Source organism: Enterobacter sp. BNK-34 (genome assembly GCF_048684445.1).
Classification (GTDB): domain Bacteria; phylum Pseudomonadota; class Gammaproteobacteria; order Enterobacterales; family Enterobacteriaceae; genus Enterobacter; species Enterobacter pseudoroggenkampii.
The window spans coordinates 1,392,242-1,406,976 of record NZ_JBLQUA010000001.1; the positions used below are offsets into that span (position 1 = coordinate 1,392,242).

Genomic DNA, 14,735 nt, shown 5'->3' on the forward strand with positions numbered 1-14,735 from the left:
ACATTTGACGCAATGCGCATGAAAAGGGCATCATTTGATGCCCTTTTTGCACGCTTTCACATCAGAACCTGGCTCATCAGTGATTATTTTTGTCATAATCATTGCTGAGACAGGCTCTGCAGAGAGCGTATAATCCCAAGGGATTATTTCGATTTGGCTCGCCTCGCAATCGCGGGGTGAAATTATTTGTAGAATTCTTCTGACAGGTTGGTTTATGAGTGCGAATACCGAAGCTCAAGGGAGCGGGCGCGGCCTGGAAGCGATGAAGTGGGTCGCTGTTGCCGTGCTGCTGATTGTGGCAATCGTTGGCAACTATCTTTATCGTGACATGATGCTGCCGCTCCGCGCGCTGGCAGTGGTGATTCTGATTGCTGCAGCGGGCGGTGTCGCGCTGTTGACGACTAAAGGTAAAGCAACCGTTGCTTTTGCACGTGAAGCGCGTACCGAAGTCCGTAAGGTCATTTGGCCGACTCGCCAGGAAACATTGCACACCACGCTGATCGTAGCGGCGGTTACCGCTGTAATGTCACTGATCCTGTGGGGACTGGATGGTATTCTGGTTCGCCTGGTTTCCTTTATTACTGGCCTGAGGTTCTAAGATGTCTGAAGCCCCTAAAAAGCGTTGGTACGTCGTTCAGGCGTTTTCCGGTTTTGAAGGCCGCGTAGCAACGTCGCTGCGTGAGCATATCAAATTACACAATATGGAAGAGTTATTTGGCGAAGTTATGGTTCCGACCGAAGAAGTGGTTGAGATCCGTGGCGGCCAACGTCGCAAAAGCGAGCGTAAATTCTTCCCGGGTTACGTGCTGGTTCAGATGGTGATGAACGACGCGAGCTGGCACCTGGTGCGCAGCGTACCGCGCGTGATGGGCTTTATCGGCGGCACGTCTGACCGTCCGGCGCCAATCAGCGACAAAGAAGTTGATGCGATTATGAACCGCCTGCAGCAGGTGGGTGATAAGCCGCGTCCTAAAACGCTGTTTGAACCGGGTGAAATGGTCCGTGTTAGCGACGGTCCGTTTGCTGACTTTAATGGCGTCGTTGAAGAAGTGGACTACGAGAAGTCCCGCCTGAAAGTTTCTGTTTCTATCTTCGGTCGTGCGACCCCGGTAGAGCTGGACTTTGCGCAGGTCGAAAAAGCCTAAGCAGCGATCAAAAAAGCGGCGATTTAATCGTTGCACAGGGCGCGAGATTGGAATACAATTTCGCGCCTTTTGTTTTTATGGGCCCCGGCCCGTAAAACGAATTTTATTCACGGGGAGCCTCCCTGAGGCGCTATCACCCAATCAGAGGATTTTAGAATGGCTAAGAAAGTACAAGCCTACGTCAAGCTGCAGGTTGCAGCTGGTATGGCGAACCCAAGTCCACCAGTTGGTCCAGCTCTGGGTCAGCAGGGTGTGAACATCATGGAATTCTGTAAAGCGTTCAACGCCAAAACCGAATCCCTGGAAAAAGGTCTGCCAATCCCAGTCGTAATCACTGTTTACGCTGACCGGTCTTTCACTTTCGTTACCAAAACCCCTCCAGCAGCAGTTCTGCTGAAGAAAGCGGCTGGTATCAAGTCTGGTTCCGGTAAACCGAACAAAGACAAAGTGGGTAAAATTTCCCGCGCTCAGCTGCAGGAAATCGCGCAGACCAAAGCTGCCGACATGACTGGTGCCGACATTGAAGCGATGACTCGCTCAATCGAAGGTACTGCACGTTCCATGGGCCTGGTAGTGGAGGACTAAGAAATGGCTAAACTGACCAAGCGCATGTCCGTGATCCGTGACAAAGTTGATGCGACCAAACAGTACGACATCAACGAAGCTATCGCTCTGCTGAAAGAACTGGCAACTGCTAAGTTCGTTGAAAGCGTTGACGTTGCCGTTAACCTCGGCATCGACGCGCGTAAATCCGATCAGAACGTTCGTGGCGCAACTGTACTGCCACACGGTACTGGCCGTTCCGTACGTGTAGCTGTATTTGCTCAGGGTGCAAACGCTGAAGCTGCTAAAGCTGCTGGCGCTGAACTGGTAGGTATGGAAGATCTGGCTGATCAGATCAAGAAAGGCGAAATGAACTTTGACGTTGTTATTGCTTCTCCAGATGCAATGCGCGTTGTTGGCCAGCTCGGCCAGGTTCTGGGTCCACGCGGCCTGATGCCAAACCCGAAAGTTGGTACTGTAACTCCTAACGTTGCTGAAGCGGTTAAGAACGCTAAAGCAGGTCAGGTTCGTTATCGTAACGACAAAAACGGCATCATCCACACCACCATCGGTAAAGTGGACTTTGACGCTGACAAACTGAAAGAAAACCTGGAAGCTCTGCTGGTTGCGCTGAAAAAAGCAAAACCAACTCAGGCAAAAGGCGTGTACATCAAGAAAGTTAGCATCTCCACCACCATGGGTGCAGGTGTTGCAGTTGACCAGGCTGGCCTGAGCGCTGCTGCAAACTAATGCCTTTACGTGGGCGGTGATTTTGTCTACAATCTTACCCCCACGTTTGCTAACGAAAGTTAGCGGCTAAAAGATTTGTTCGTTGGAGCCTGGCCTAATCCAGGCCTCCGTCGAAGACCGCAGGTGTTTCGCAAGAGACTTAATCCCCTGCGTAGACGGTGACAGAACGCTAAGATTATTTTGGATACTCTGGCTTGTTTCTGCTCACCGTATTAAGACGCTCTTTCCGTTGGGAAGAGTGAAGTGAGTTCCGGAACATGAGTTCCGGCAAACATCCAGGAGCAAAGCTAATGGCTTTAAATCTTCAAGACAAACAAGCGATTGTTGCTGAAGTCAGCGAAGTAGCCAAAGGCGCGCTGTCTGCAGTAGTTGCGGATTCCCGTGGCGTTACTGTAGACAAAATGACTGAACTGCGTAAAGCAGGTCGTGAAGCTGGCGTATACATGCGTGTTGTTCGTAACACCCTGCTGCGTCGCGTAGTTGAAGGTACTCAGTTCGAGTGCCTGAAAGACACGTTTGTTGGTCCGACCCTGATTGCATACTCTATGGAACACCCGGGCGCTGCTGCTCGTCTGTTCAAAGAGTTCGCGAAAGCGAATGCAAAATTTGAGGTCAAAGCTGCAGCCTTTGAAGGTGAGTTGATCACGGCATCGAACATCGATCGCCTGGCAACCCTGCCGACCTACGAAGAAGCAATTGCACGCCTGATGGCAACCATGAAAGAAGCTTCGGCTGGCAAACTGGTTCGCACTCTGGCTGCTGTTCGCGATGCGAAAGAAGCTGCTTAATCGCAGTTATCTTTATAAAGCATTTGCTTACGTATAAACTTATTCTGATTTTCAGGAACAATTTAAATGTCTATCACTAAAGATCAAATCATTGAAGCAGTAGCAGCTATGTCCGTAATGGACGTTGTAGAGCTGGTTTCTGCAATGGAAGAAAAATTCGGTGTTTCTGCTGCTGCTGCTGTAGCTGTAGCTGCGGGCCCGGCTGAAGCTGCTGAAGAAAAAACTGAATTCGACGTAATTCTGAAAGCTGCTGGCGCTAACAAAGTTGCTGTTATCAAAGCAGTACGTGGCGCAACTGGCCTGGGTCTGAAAGAAGCTAAAGACCTGGTAGAATCTGCTCCAGCTGCGCTGAAAGAAGGCGTGAGCAAAGACGACGCAGAAGCACTGAAAAAATCTCTGGAAGAAGCTGGCGCTGAAGTTGAAGTTAAATAAGCCAACTTTTCTGGTTGCAGCCTAAGTAATTAGGCTGATGGCTGGTGACTTTTTAGTCACCAGCCTTTTTGCGCTGTAAGGCATCAGTAGCATTTCACACTGTTTGACTGCTGATTGTCCTGACAATGCATGTTTCTATCGACGACTTAATATATTGCGACAGGGTGCTCGCTCTGTGTAAATCGCGACGAAATGATTTAAGCGTGATAGCAACAGGTATTGCGGAAAGTATTCAATTTTCCGGTCCACAAAATGGTGTTGCACAAACTGTCCCTTCGTCGGACAGATGGGTCGACTTGTCAGCGAGCTGAGGAACCCTATGGTTTACTCCTATACCGAGAAAAAACGTATTCGTAAGGATTTTGGTAAACGTCCACAAGTTCTGGACATTCCATATCTCCTTTCTATCCAGCTTGACTCGTTCCAGAAGTTTATCGAGCAAGATCCTGAAGGGCAGTACGGTCTGGAAGCAGCCTTCCGCTCCGTGTTCCCGATTCAGAGCTACAGCGGTAACTCCGAGCTGCAGTACGTCAGCTACCGCCTTGGCGAACCGGTGTTCGACGTTCAGGAATGTCAGATCCGTGGCGTGACCTATTCCGCACCGCTGCGCGTAAAACTGCGTCTGGTGATCTACGAGCGCGAAGCGCCGGAAGGCACCGTAAAAGACATTAAAGAACAAGAAGTCTACATGGGTGAAATTCCACTCATGACTGACAACGGTACTTTCGTTATCAACGGTACTGAGCGTGTTATCGTTTCCCAGCTGCATCGTAGCCCGGGCGTCTTCTTCGACAGCGATAAAGGTAAAACACACTCTTCCGGTAAAGTACTGTATAACGCACGCATCATTCCTTACCGTGGTTCATGGCTGGACTTCGAGTTCGATCCTAAAGACAACCTGTTTGTCCGTATCGACCGTCGTCGTAAACTGCCTGCAACCATCATTCTGCGTGCACTGAACTATACCACTGAGCAGATCCTGGACCTGTTCTTTGAGAAAGTGATCTTTGAAATCCGCGACAACAAGCTGCAGATGGAGCTGGTGCCGGAACGTCTGCGTGGTGAGACCGCGTCGTTCGACATCGAAGCCGACGGCAAAGTGTATGTGGAAAAAGGTCGCCGTATCACCGCGCGCCACATCCGCCAGCTGGAAAAAGATGATATCAAACTCATCGAAGTTCCGGTTGAGTACATTGCAGGAAAAGTAGCCGCGAAAGATTACGTTGACGAGTCAACGGGTGAGCTGATCTGCCCGGCGAACATGGAGCTGAGCCTGGATCTGCTGGCTAAGCTGAGCCAGTCTGGCCACAAACGTATCGAAACGCTGTTCACCAACGATCTGGACCACGGTGCGTATATCTCTGAGACTATTCGCGTCGACCCAACCACCGATCGTCTGAGCGCGCTGGTAGAAATCTACCGCATGATGCGTCCTGGTGAGCCACCAACTCGCGAAGCGGCGGAAAGCCTGTTCGAGAACCTGTTCTTCTCCGAAGACCGCTACGATCTGTCCGCGGTTGGTCGTATGAAGTTCAACCGTTCTCTGCTGCGCGACGAAATCGAAGGTTCCGGTATCCTGAGCAAAGACGACATCATCGAAGTGATGAAGAAGCTCATCGATATCCGTAACGGTAAAGGCGAAGTGGACGATATCGACCACCTCGGCAACCGTCGTATCCGTTCCGTAGGCGAAATGGCGGAAAACCAGTTCCGCGTTGGCCTGGTACGTGTAGAGCGTGCGGTGAAAGAGCGTCTGTCTCTGGGCGATCTGGATACCCTGATGCCTCAGGATATGATCAACGCCAAGCCGATTTCTGCAGCAGTGAAAGAGTTCTTCGGTTCAAGCCAGCTGTCTCAGTTCATGGACCAGAACAACCCGCTGTCTGAGATTACGCACAAACGTCGTATCTCTGCACTCGGCCCAGGCGGTCTGACCCGTGAACGCGCAGGCTTTGAAGTTCGAGACGTACACCCGACTCACTACGGTCGCGTATGTCCAATCGAAACGCCTGAAGGTCCAAACATCGGTCTGATCAACTCCCTGTCCGTGTACGCACAGACTAACGAATACGGTTTCCTTGAGACCCCGTATCGTAAAGTGACCGACGGTGTTGTAACCGACGAAATTCATTACCTGTCTGCTATCGAAGAAGGCAACTACGTTATCGCTCAGGCGAACTCCAACCTGGATGACGAAGGCCACTTTGTAGAAGATCTGGTTACCTGCCGTAGCAAAGGCGAATCCAGCTTGTTCAGCCGCGACCAGGTTGACTACATGGACGTATCCACCCAGCAGGTGGTATCCGTCGGTGCGTCCCTGATCCCGTTCCTGGAACACGATGACGCCAACCGTGCATTGATGGGTGCGAACATGCAACGTCAGGCCGTTCCAACTCTGCGCGCTGATAAGCCGCTGGTTGGTACCGGTATGGAACGTGCTGTTGCCGTTGACTCCGGTGTTACTGCGGTTGCTAAACGTGGCGGTACTGTTCAGTACGTCGATGCATCCCGTATCGTTATCAAAGTTAACGAAGACGAGATGTATCCGGGCGAAGCAGGTATCGACATTTATAACCTGACCAAATACACCCGTTCTAACCAGAACACCTGTATCAACCAGATGCCTTGCGTATCTCTGGGTGAGCCAGTTGAGCGCGGCGACGTGCTGGCAGACGGTCCGTCCACCGACCTCGGTGAACTGGCGCTCGGTCAGAACATGCGCGTAGCGTTCATGCCGTGGAACGGTTACAACTTCGAAGACTCCATCCTCGTCTCCGAGCGTGTGGTTCAGGAAGATCGTTTCACCACCATCCACATTCAGGAACTGGCATGTGTGTCCCGTGACACCAAGCTGGGGCCAGAAGAGATCACCGCTGACATCCCTAACGTGGGTGAAGCTGCGCTCTCCAAACTGGATGAATCCGGTATCGTTTACATCGGTGCGGAAGTGACCGGCGGCGACATTCTGGTTGGTAAGGTTACGCCTAAAGGTGAAACCCAGCTGACGCCAGAAGAGAAACTGCTGCGTGCAATCTTCGGTGAGAAAGCGTCTGACGTTAAAGACTCTTCTCTGCGCGTACCAAACGGTGTTTCCGGTACGGTTATCGACGTTCAGGTCTTCACCCGTGACGGCGTTGAGAAAGATAAGCGTGCGCTGGAAATCGAAGAGATGCAGCTCAAACAGGCGAAGAAAGACCTGTCTGAAGAACTGCAGATCCTCGAAGCGGGTCTGTTCAGCCGTATCTATGCGGTGCTGGTTGCCGGTGGCGTTGAAGCTGAGAAGCTCGACAAACTGCCACGCGATCGCTGGCTGGAACTGGGCCTGACCGACGAAGAGAAACAAAATCAGCTGGAACAGCTGGCTGAGCAGTATGACGAACTGAAACACGAGTTCGAGAAAAAACTCGAAGCGAAACGCCGCAAAATCACTCAGGGCGACGATCTGGCACCAGGCGTGCTGAAGATTGTTAAGGTGTATCTGGCTGTTAAACGTCAGATCCAGCCTGGTGATAAGATGGCAGGTCGTCACGGTAACAAGGGTGTTATCTCTAAGATCAACCCGATCGAAGATATGCCGCACGATGCTAACGGTACACCGGTAGATATCGTACTGAACCCGCTGGGCGTACCGTCTCGTATGAACATCGGTCAGATCCTGGAAACCCACCTGGGTATGGCTGCGAAAGGTATCGGCGACAAGATTAACGCCATGCTGAAGCAGCAGGAAGAAGTCGCGAAACTGCGCGAATTCATCCAGCGTGCCTACGATCTGGGTACCGACGTGCGTCAGAAAGTCGACCTGAATACCTTCAGCGATGAAGAAGTGCTGCGCCTGGCTGAGAACCTGAAAAAAGGTATGCCAATCGCAACGCCGGTCTTCGACGGTGCGAAAGAAGCTGAAATTAAAGAGCTGCTGCAACTGGGTGGTCTGCCAACGTCTGGTCAGATTACGCTGTTTGACGGCCGTACCGGTGAACAGTTCGAGCGTCCGGTAACCGTAGGTTACATGTACATGCTGAAACTGAACCACCTGGTCGACGACAAGATGCACGCTCGTTCTACCGGTTCTTACAGCCTGGTTACTCAGCAGCCGCTGGGTGGTAAGGCGCAGTTCGGTGGTCAGCGCTTCGGGGAGATGGAAGTGTGGGCGTTGGAAGCATACGGCGCGGCATACACCCTGCAGGAAATGCTCACCGTTAAGTCTGATGACGTGAACGGTCGTACCAAGATGTATAAAAACATCGTGGACGGCAACCATCAGATGGAACCGGGCATGCCAGAATCCTTCAACGTACTGTTGAAAGAGATTCGTTCGCTGGGTATCAACATCGAACTGGAAGACGAGTAATTCTCGCTCAAACAGGTCACTGGTGTCGGGTTAACCCCCGGCACCGGATTGTGCTAACTCCGACGGGAGCAAATCCGTGAAAGATTTATTAAAGTTTCTGAAAGCGCAGACTAAAACCGAAGAGTTTGATGCGATCAAAATTGCTCTGGCTTCGCCAGACATGATCCGTTCATGGTCTTTCGGTGAAGTTAAAAAGCCGGAAACCATCAACTACCGTACGTTCAAACCTGAGCGTGACGGCCTTTTCTGTGCGCGTATTTTCGGGCCAGTAAAAGATTACGAGTGCCTGTGCGGTAAGTACAAGCGCCTGAAACACCGTGGTGTGATCTGTGAGAAGTGCGGCGTTGAAGTGACCCAGACCAAAGTGCGTCGTGAGCGCATGGGCCACATCGAGCTGGCGTCTCCGACCGCTCACATCTGGTTCCTGAAATCTCTGCCGTCCCGTATCGGTCTGCTGCTGGATATGCCGCTGCGCGATATCGAACGCGTTCTGTACTTCGAATCTTATGTGGTTATCGAAGGCGGGATGACGAACCTGGAACGTCATCAGATCCTGACCGAAGAGCAGTATCTGGACGCGCTGGAAGAGTTCGGTGACGAATTCGACGCGAAGATGGGTGCGGAAGCTATTCAGGCCCTGCTGAAGAGCATGGATCTGGAGCAAGAGTGCGAGCAGCTGCGTGAAGAGCTGAACGAAACCAACTCCGAAACCAAACGTAAAAAGCTGACCAAGCGTATCAAACTGCTGGAAGCGTTCGTTCAGTCTGGTAACAAACCAGAGTGGATGATCCTGACCGTTCTGCCGGTTCTGCCGCCAGACCTGCGTCCACTGGTTCCGCTTGATGGTGGTCGTTTCGCAACGTCCGATCTGAACGATCTGTATCGTCGCGTTATCAACCGTAACAACCGTCTGAAACGTCTGCTGGATCTGGCTGCGCCGGACATCATCGTACGCAACGAAAAACGTATGCTGCAGGAAGCGGTAGATGCCCTGCTGGATAACGGTCGTCGCGGTCGTGCGATCACCGGTTCTAACAAACGTCCTCTGAAATCTTTGGCCGATATGATCAAAGGTAAACAGGGTCGTTTCCGTCAGAACCTGCTCGGTAAGCGTGTTGACTACTCCGGTCGTTCTGTAATCACCGTAGGTCCATACCTGCGTCTGCATCAGTGCGGTCTGCCGAAGAAAATGGCACTGGAGCTGTTCAAACCATTCATCTACGGCAAGCTGGAACTGCGTGGCCTCGCCACCACCATCAAAGCCGCGAAGAAAATGGTTGAGCGTGAAGAAGCTGTCGTTTGGGATATCCTGGACGAAGTTATCCGCGAACACCCGGTACTGCTGAACCGTGCACCAACCCTGCACCGTTTGGGTATCCAGGCATTTGAGCCAGTCCTGATCGAAGGTAAAGCTATCCAGCTGCACCCGCTGGTTTGTGCGGCATATAACGCCGACTTCGATGGTGACCAGATGGCTGTTCACGTACCGCTGACGCTGGAAGCCCAGCTCGAAGCGCGTGCGCTGATGATGTCTACCAACAACATCCTGTCTCCAGCGAACGGTGAGCCAATCATCGTTCCTTCTCAGGACGTTGTATTGGGTCTGTACTACATGACCCGTGACTGTGTTAACGCCAAAGGCGAAGGCATGGTGCTGACTGGCCCGAAAGAAGCTGAGCGTATTTACCGCGCTGGCCTGGCCTCTCTGCATGCGCGCGTTAAAGTGCGTATCACCGAATACGAAAAAGATGAAAACGGCGAATTCGTTGCGAAAACCAGCCTGAAAGACACGACCGTTGGCCGTGCGATTCTGTGGATGATCGTACCGAAAGGTCTGCCTTTCTCCATCGTCAACCAGGCGCTGGGCAAGAAAGCGATCTCCAAAATGCTGAACACCTGTTACCGCATTCTGGGTCTGAAGCCGACCGTTATCTTCGCTGACCAGACAATGTATACCGGCTTTGCTTATGCAGCGCGTTCAGGTGCATCTGTTGGTATCGATGACATGGTCATCCCAGAGAAGAAACACGAGATCATCTCTGAAGCGGAAGCCGAAGTTGCTGAGATCCAGGAGCAGTTCCAGTCTGGTCTGGTTACCGCGGGCGAACGCTATAACAAAGTTATCGATATCTGGGCAGCGGCGAACGATCGTGTATCCAAAGCGATGATGGATAACCTGCAGACCGAAACCGTGATTAACCGTGACGGCGTAGAAGAGCAGCAGGTTTCCTTCAACAGCATCTACATGATGGCCGACTCCGGTGCGCGTGGTTCCGCAGCACAGATTCGTCAGCTGGCAGGTATGCGTGGTCTGATGGCGAAGCCAGATGGCTCCATCATCGAAACGCCAATCACCGCGAACTTCCGTGAAGGTCTGAACGTACTCCAGTACTTCATCTCCACGCACGGTGCTCGTAAAGGTCTGGCGGATACCGCACTGAAAACAGCGAACTCCGGTTATCTGACGCGTCGTCTGGTTGACGTTGCCCAGGATCTGGTTGTGACCGAAGACGATTGTGGCACCCTCGAAGGTATCACCATGACCCCTGTTATCGAGGGTGGTGATGTTAAAGAGCCACTGCGCGATCGCGTTCTGGGTCGTGTGACCGCGGAAGACATTCTGAAGCCGGGTACTGCAGACATTCTGGTTCCACGCAACACGCTGCTGCACGAGCACTGGTGTGACCTGCTGGAAGCGAACTCTGTTGACTCAGTGAAAGTGCGTTCCGTTGTATCCTGTGACACCGACTTTGGTGTATGTGCGCACTGCTACGGTCGTGACCTGGCGCGTGGCCACATCATCAACAAAGGTGAAGCAATCGGCGTTATCGCGGCACAGTCCATCGGTGAGCCGGGTACACAGCTGACGATGCGTACGTTCCACATCGGTGGTGCGGCATCTCGTGCGGCTGCTGAATCCAGCATCCAGGTGAAAAACAAAGGTAGCATCAAGCTCAGCAACGCGAAGTCTGTTGTTAACTCCGCAGGCAAGCTGGTTGTGACCTCTCGTAACACCGAGCTGAAACTGATCGACGAATTCGGTCGTACCAAAGAGAGCTATAAAGTGCCTTACGGTGCGGTTATGGCGAAAGGTGATGGCGAGCAGGTTGCCGGCGGTGAAACCGTTGCAAACTGGGATCCACACACCATGCCGGTTATCACCGAAGTAAGTGGTTTCATCCGCTTTACTGACATGATCGACGGCCAGACCATTACTCGTCAGACCGACGAGCTGACCGGTCTGTCTTCTCTGGTGGTTCTGGATTCTGCTGAACGTACTACCGGTGGTAAAGATCTGCGTCCTGCGCTGAAAATCGTTGATGCTCAGGGTAACGACGTTCTGATCCCTGGTACCGACATGCCTGCTCAGTACTTCCTGCCGGGTAAAGCGATCGTTCAGCTGGAAGATGGCATTCAGATCGGTGCGGGTGATGCTCTGGCGCGTATTCCACAGGAATCCAGCGGTACCAAGGACATCACCGGTGGTCTGCCACGCGTTGCGGACCTGTTCGAAGCACGTCGTCCGAAAGAGCCTGCAATCCTGGCTGAAATCAGCGGTATCATCTCCTTCGGTAAAGAGACCAAAGGGAAACGCCGTCTGGTTATCACTCCAGTAGATGGTAGCGAACCGTACGAAGAGATGATTCCTAAGTGGCGTCAGCTCAACGTGTTCGAAGGTGAACGTGTAGAACGTGGTGACGTGGTTTCCGATGGTCCAGAAGCGCCGCACGACATTCTGCGTCTTCGTGGCGTACACGCGGTAACGCGTTACATCACCAACGAAGTGCAGGACGTTTACCGTCTGCAGGGCGTTAAGATTAACGATAAGCACATCGAAGTTATCGTTCGTCAGATGCTGCGTAAAGCAACCATCGAAAACGCAGGCAGCTCTGAGTTCCTGGAAGGCGAGCAGGTTGAATACTCACGCGTCAAGATCGCTAACCGCGAACTTGAAGCGAACGGCAAAATCGGTGCGACCTTCTCGCGCGATCTGCTGGGTATCACCAAAGCGTCTCTGGCAACCGAGTCCTTCATCTCTGCAGCATCGTTCCAGGAAACGACTCGTGTCCTGACCGAAGCCGCTGTTGCTGGTAAGCGTGATGAACTGCGCGGTCTGAAAGAGAACGTTATCGTGGGTCGTCTGATCCCGGCCGGTACCGGTTATGCGTACCACCAGGATCGTATGCGTCGTCGTGCTGCGGGCGAACTGCCAGCTGCACCGCAGGTGACTGCTGAAGATGCATCCGCGAGCCTGGCAGAACTGCTGAACGCAGGTCTGGGCGGTTCCGACAACGAGTAATCGTTGAGTCGCTAATAAAAAACCCGCCTCGGCGGGTTTTTTTACATCTGCATGTTTTCAATTCACCAGCGGGATCCGTCGATAAAGCTCAATCATATCGCCCGCCAGATCCTGAATGACCATCGCGTTCATCAGGTGATCCTGAGAGTGAACGGTGATCAGATTAACCGGAAGCTTCCCGGTTCCCTCATCAAGACCGATAAGCTGCGTCTGGATCGTGTGCGCATGCTTCACATATTCACGCGACTCTTCCATCGCTTTTTCAGCTTCATCAAACTCACCTTTACGCGCCATCTGTAACGCCGTCAGGGCCGCACTGCGCGCCGCGCCTGCGTTGACCAGCAGTTCCATAATCGTGGTTTCTAAGTCTTCCATTATGACTCCAGAAGTTTGAGCGCTTTTTCCAGTACGGCATCACCTTTCATCATGCCGTAATCCATCATGTCGATCACCGCGACCTTTTTACCTAGCGGCTCGGCCTGTGCCTGGAGTTTGGCCTGCTCGTATTTAACCTGTGGCCCCAGCAATACGATGTCGGCCGTCGCGATGTTGTCTTTAAACTCCGCAACCGGAACGGCTTTAATCGTGACTTCAACCCCTTTTTTCTGCGCGGCGTCTTTCATACGTTGAACCAGCATGCTGGTTGACATTCCCGCTGCACAGCATAAAACGATGTTCTTCATAATCAGCCTCGATCTACATGTGTTTATTGATAATTATCCCGTGCAGACCGCTTCAACAACCGGTTTACCGCGATTGTGTGTCAGGCATCACAAAGAAACCGGCGATTTTCTGAAACCGGTTACAATTTTGCATTGTCGGGTACCCGGCCCGTGGAAACGGGCAGGGTGAAAGAGGGGGGATTAGCTGATGGACGTTCGGTTGATGCGGTTTTTGCCCTGCTGTTTGGCGCTGTATAGGGCGTTATCAACGCTTCCGATAAAGTGCTCCAGCGGTTCAAAATGCCACTCCCCAAGACCGCCGCTGAACGTAACCCGCAGGTTTTCTTCCCGCCAGACACGTTTTTCAACAGCGGTACGCCATGCTTCCAGTAATGAGAGCGCAGAAGTCATCTGCTCAGCCTGGAAAATTACCGCAAACTCTTCTCCACCATAACGGTAAAGCGAGACGTGATGTGGCTGCATGATCTGGATCCCTTCGCGGGCCACGTTACGCAGAACGATATCACCGGTCAGGTGGCCCAGCGTGTCGTTAATCGACTTAAAGTTATCGATATCCACCAGCGCCATCGCGAAAGGCTGCTGGGTATTCAGCAGCTCCGCGATATCGCTATCGAACGCGCGGCGGTTTTTACAGCCCGTCAGCGCATCGTGGGTGGCCTGGCGCACATACGCCATTTCGCGCTCCTTATTGGACTGAATCGTGTGGCTCAGCATCGCTTCCAGGCGCGGCGCCTCGCTGACGTCGCCGGTTTTGATGGCATTGATAATATGCATCAGCACGCTACGCGAGGCGTGGCGGAGGTATAAGCCGAAGAGGATGATGATGATGGCCGCCAGCGCAAACCCCCAGCCAACAATCGTCGTTTCGTGGCGGGTAATATCGGTGAGCGTCGCATCCGATACCCGGTAAATGACAAACCAGTCCGGGTTGGTAAACGAGTAGTAGTAATACCAGGCGTTGCTTTTCTTGTCGTAAAGGTGGCCTTCACCGCTGGTCATTTTGTCCATCAGCGCTTCGCTCACGTACTGTTTGAAGAGCGCGCCGGTATCCGGATGCAGCACCACAGCACCGTCACGCTCGACGACGAAGAATTCCCCCTGAACGGGCGCCACCATCTGACGCAGGGTGTAGCCCATTGATGTCAAATCGAGATGAAACGCGAGCGTTCCCTTCAGTCTGCCTTCTGGTGAAATCACTGGCTTATAAAGAGTGACCGTGGGGTGCCCCGTAAAGTAATCCATGTAAGGACGGGTATAGTGGCTGAAGATGCTGGCTTCCGCCTGAGCGACAAACCATGGTCGCGTCCGGGGATCGAAGGTTTTACTCGTCTCCGTGGGGAGCACTTCCGGTGCGCGGAGGTAATGCCCCTGCGTGTCCGCCAGCGAGATGGAGGAGACGGTCGGCATCAGGTTCTGCAAATGCATCATCATCTGCAACCCCTGCGTCGGGTTGACGTTGAGCGTCTCGTTTAGCCTGTCGTCGCGCGCAAAGTACATCGCGGAACGGCCCAGGATATAGTCGTTTTCACGCAGGATAGATTCGGTGTAGTTCACCGCCAGGTTGTGCGTGAAATTGCTATTGATCTTATGATAATCCTCAAGAAAATCCTTTCGTTGCGAAAGCGTCACCGCGATCGCGATCACCGCAAAACTGCAGAGGATCCCCGCGAAGCTGAGCATGATTGGCCGGGTAAAAGAGAGCTTTTTGCTGTGAAGTGCCATGAGCTGTACATCGTTCCTGATGAT

At 52.6% G+C, this 14,735-nt stretch carries 11 protein-coding genes; 8 read left to right on the forward strand and 3 right to left on the reverse strand.

Annotated elements, in window-relative coordinates:
• Nucleotides 1-214: 214 nt before the first annotated feature.
• The 8 genes from secE (at nt 215) to rpoC (ending at nt 12,306) form a co-directional block, all read left to right on the forward strand.
• The gene (secE, locus tag ACMGG5_RS06890) at nt 215-598 is read left to right on the forward strand and encodes a preprotein translocase subunit SecE (protein ID WP_014068449.1); all 384 of its coding nucleotides are present in this window, start codon (nt 215-217) and stop codon (nt 596-598) included.
• 1 nt (nt 599) lies between these two features.
• Nucleotides 600-1,145, forward strand: coding sequence for a transcription termination/antitermination protein NusG (nusG, locus tag ACMGG5_RS06895; protein ID WP_002438628.1), 546 nt, complete (start codon nt 600-602; stop codon nt 1,143-1,145).
• Between the two features lie 156 nt (nt 1,146-1,301).
• On the forward strand, nt 1,302-1,730 hold the full coding sequence (gene rplK / locus ACMGG5_RS06900; RefSeq protein ID WP_008503452.1) for a 50S ribosomal protein L11: 429 nt from the start codon (nt 1,302-1,304) through the stop codon (nt 1,728-1,730).
• Nucleotides 1,731-1,733: 3 nt separating this feature from the next.
• Complete coding sequence (gene rplA, locus ACMGG5_RS06905; RefSeq protein ID WP_006810530.1) at nt 1,734-2,438, forward strand: 50S ribosomal protein L1; 705 nt, start codon at nt 1,734-1,736, stop codon at nt 2,436-2,438.
• A gap of 290 nt (nt 2,439-2,728) precedes the next feature.
• Entirely contained in the window at nt 2,729-3,226 is a 498-nt protein-coding gene (gene rplJ / locus ACMGG5_RS06910; protein WP_005132895.1) for a 50S ribosomal protein L10, read from the forward strand.
• A gap of 66 nt (nt 3,227-3,292) precedes the next feature.
• Nucleotides 3,293-3,658, forward strand: a complete 366-nt coding sequence (gene rplL / locus ACMGG5_RS06915; protein ID WP_002445276.1) for a 50S ribosomal protein L7/L12 — start codon at nt 3,293-3,295, stop codon at nt 3,656-3,658.
• Between the two features lie 319 nt (nt 3,659-3,977).
• Nucleotides 3,978-8,006, forward strand: coding sequence for a DNA-directed RNA polymerase subunit beta (rpoB, locus tag ACMGG5_RS06920; protein ID WP_024908260.1), 4,029 nt, complete (start codon nt 3,978-3,980; stop codon nt 8,004-8,006).
• 76 nt (nt 8,007-8,082) lie between these two features.
• On the forward strand, nt 8,083-12,306 hold the full coding sequence (gene rpoC / locus ACMGG5_RS06925) for a DNA-directed RNA polymerase subunit beta' (protein WP_023309968.1): 4,224 nt from the start codon (nt 8,083-8,085) through the stop codon (nt 12,304-12,306).
• Nucleotides 12,307-12,363: 57 nt separating this feature from the next.
• On the opposite strand, the gene ACMGG5_RS06930 is transcribed toward rpoC, so the two are convergent.
• The 3 genes from ACMGG5_RS06930 to ACMGG5_RS06940 all read right to left on the reverse strand — a co-directional run bounded on the left by ACMGG5_RS06930 (nt 12,364) and on the right by ACMGG5_RS06940 (nt 14,711).
• A complete protein-coding gene (locus ACMGG5_RS06930; protein WP_008503455.1) occupies nt 12,364-12,681 on the reverse strand; it encodes a PTS lactose/cellobiose transporter subunit IIA in 318 nt (105 codons plus the stop codon).
• Nucleotides 12,681-12,989, reverse strand: a complete 309-nt coding sequence (locus tag ACMGG5_RS06935) for a PTS sugar transporter subunit IIB (protein WP_023334100.1) — start codon at nt 12,987-12,989, stop codon at nt 12,681-12,683. The genes ACMGG5_RS06930 and ACMGG5_RS06935 overlap by 1 nt, the downstream gene beginning before the upstream one ends.
• Nucleotides 12,990-13,169: 180 nt before the next feature.
• On the reverse strand, nt 13,170-14,711 hold the full coding sequence (locus ACMGG5_RS06940) for a sensor domain-containing diguanylate cyclase (RefSeq protein WP_420277641.1): 1,542 nt from the start codon (nt 14,709-14,711) through the stop codon (nt 13,170-13,172).
• Nucleotides 14,712-14,735: the final 24 nt, after the last annotated feature.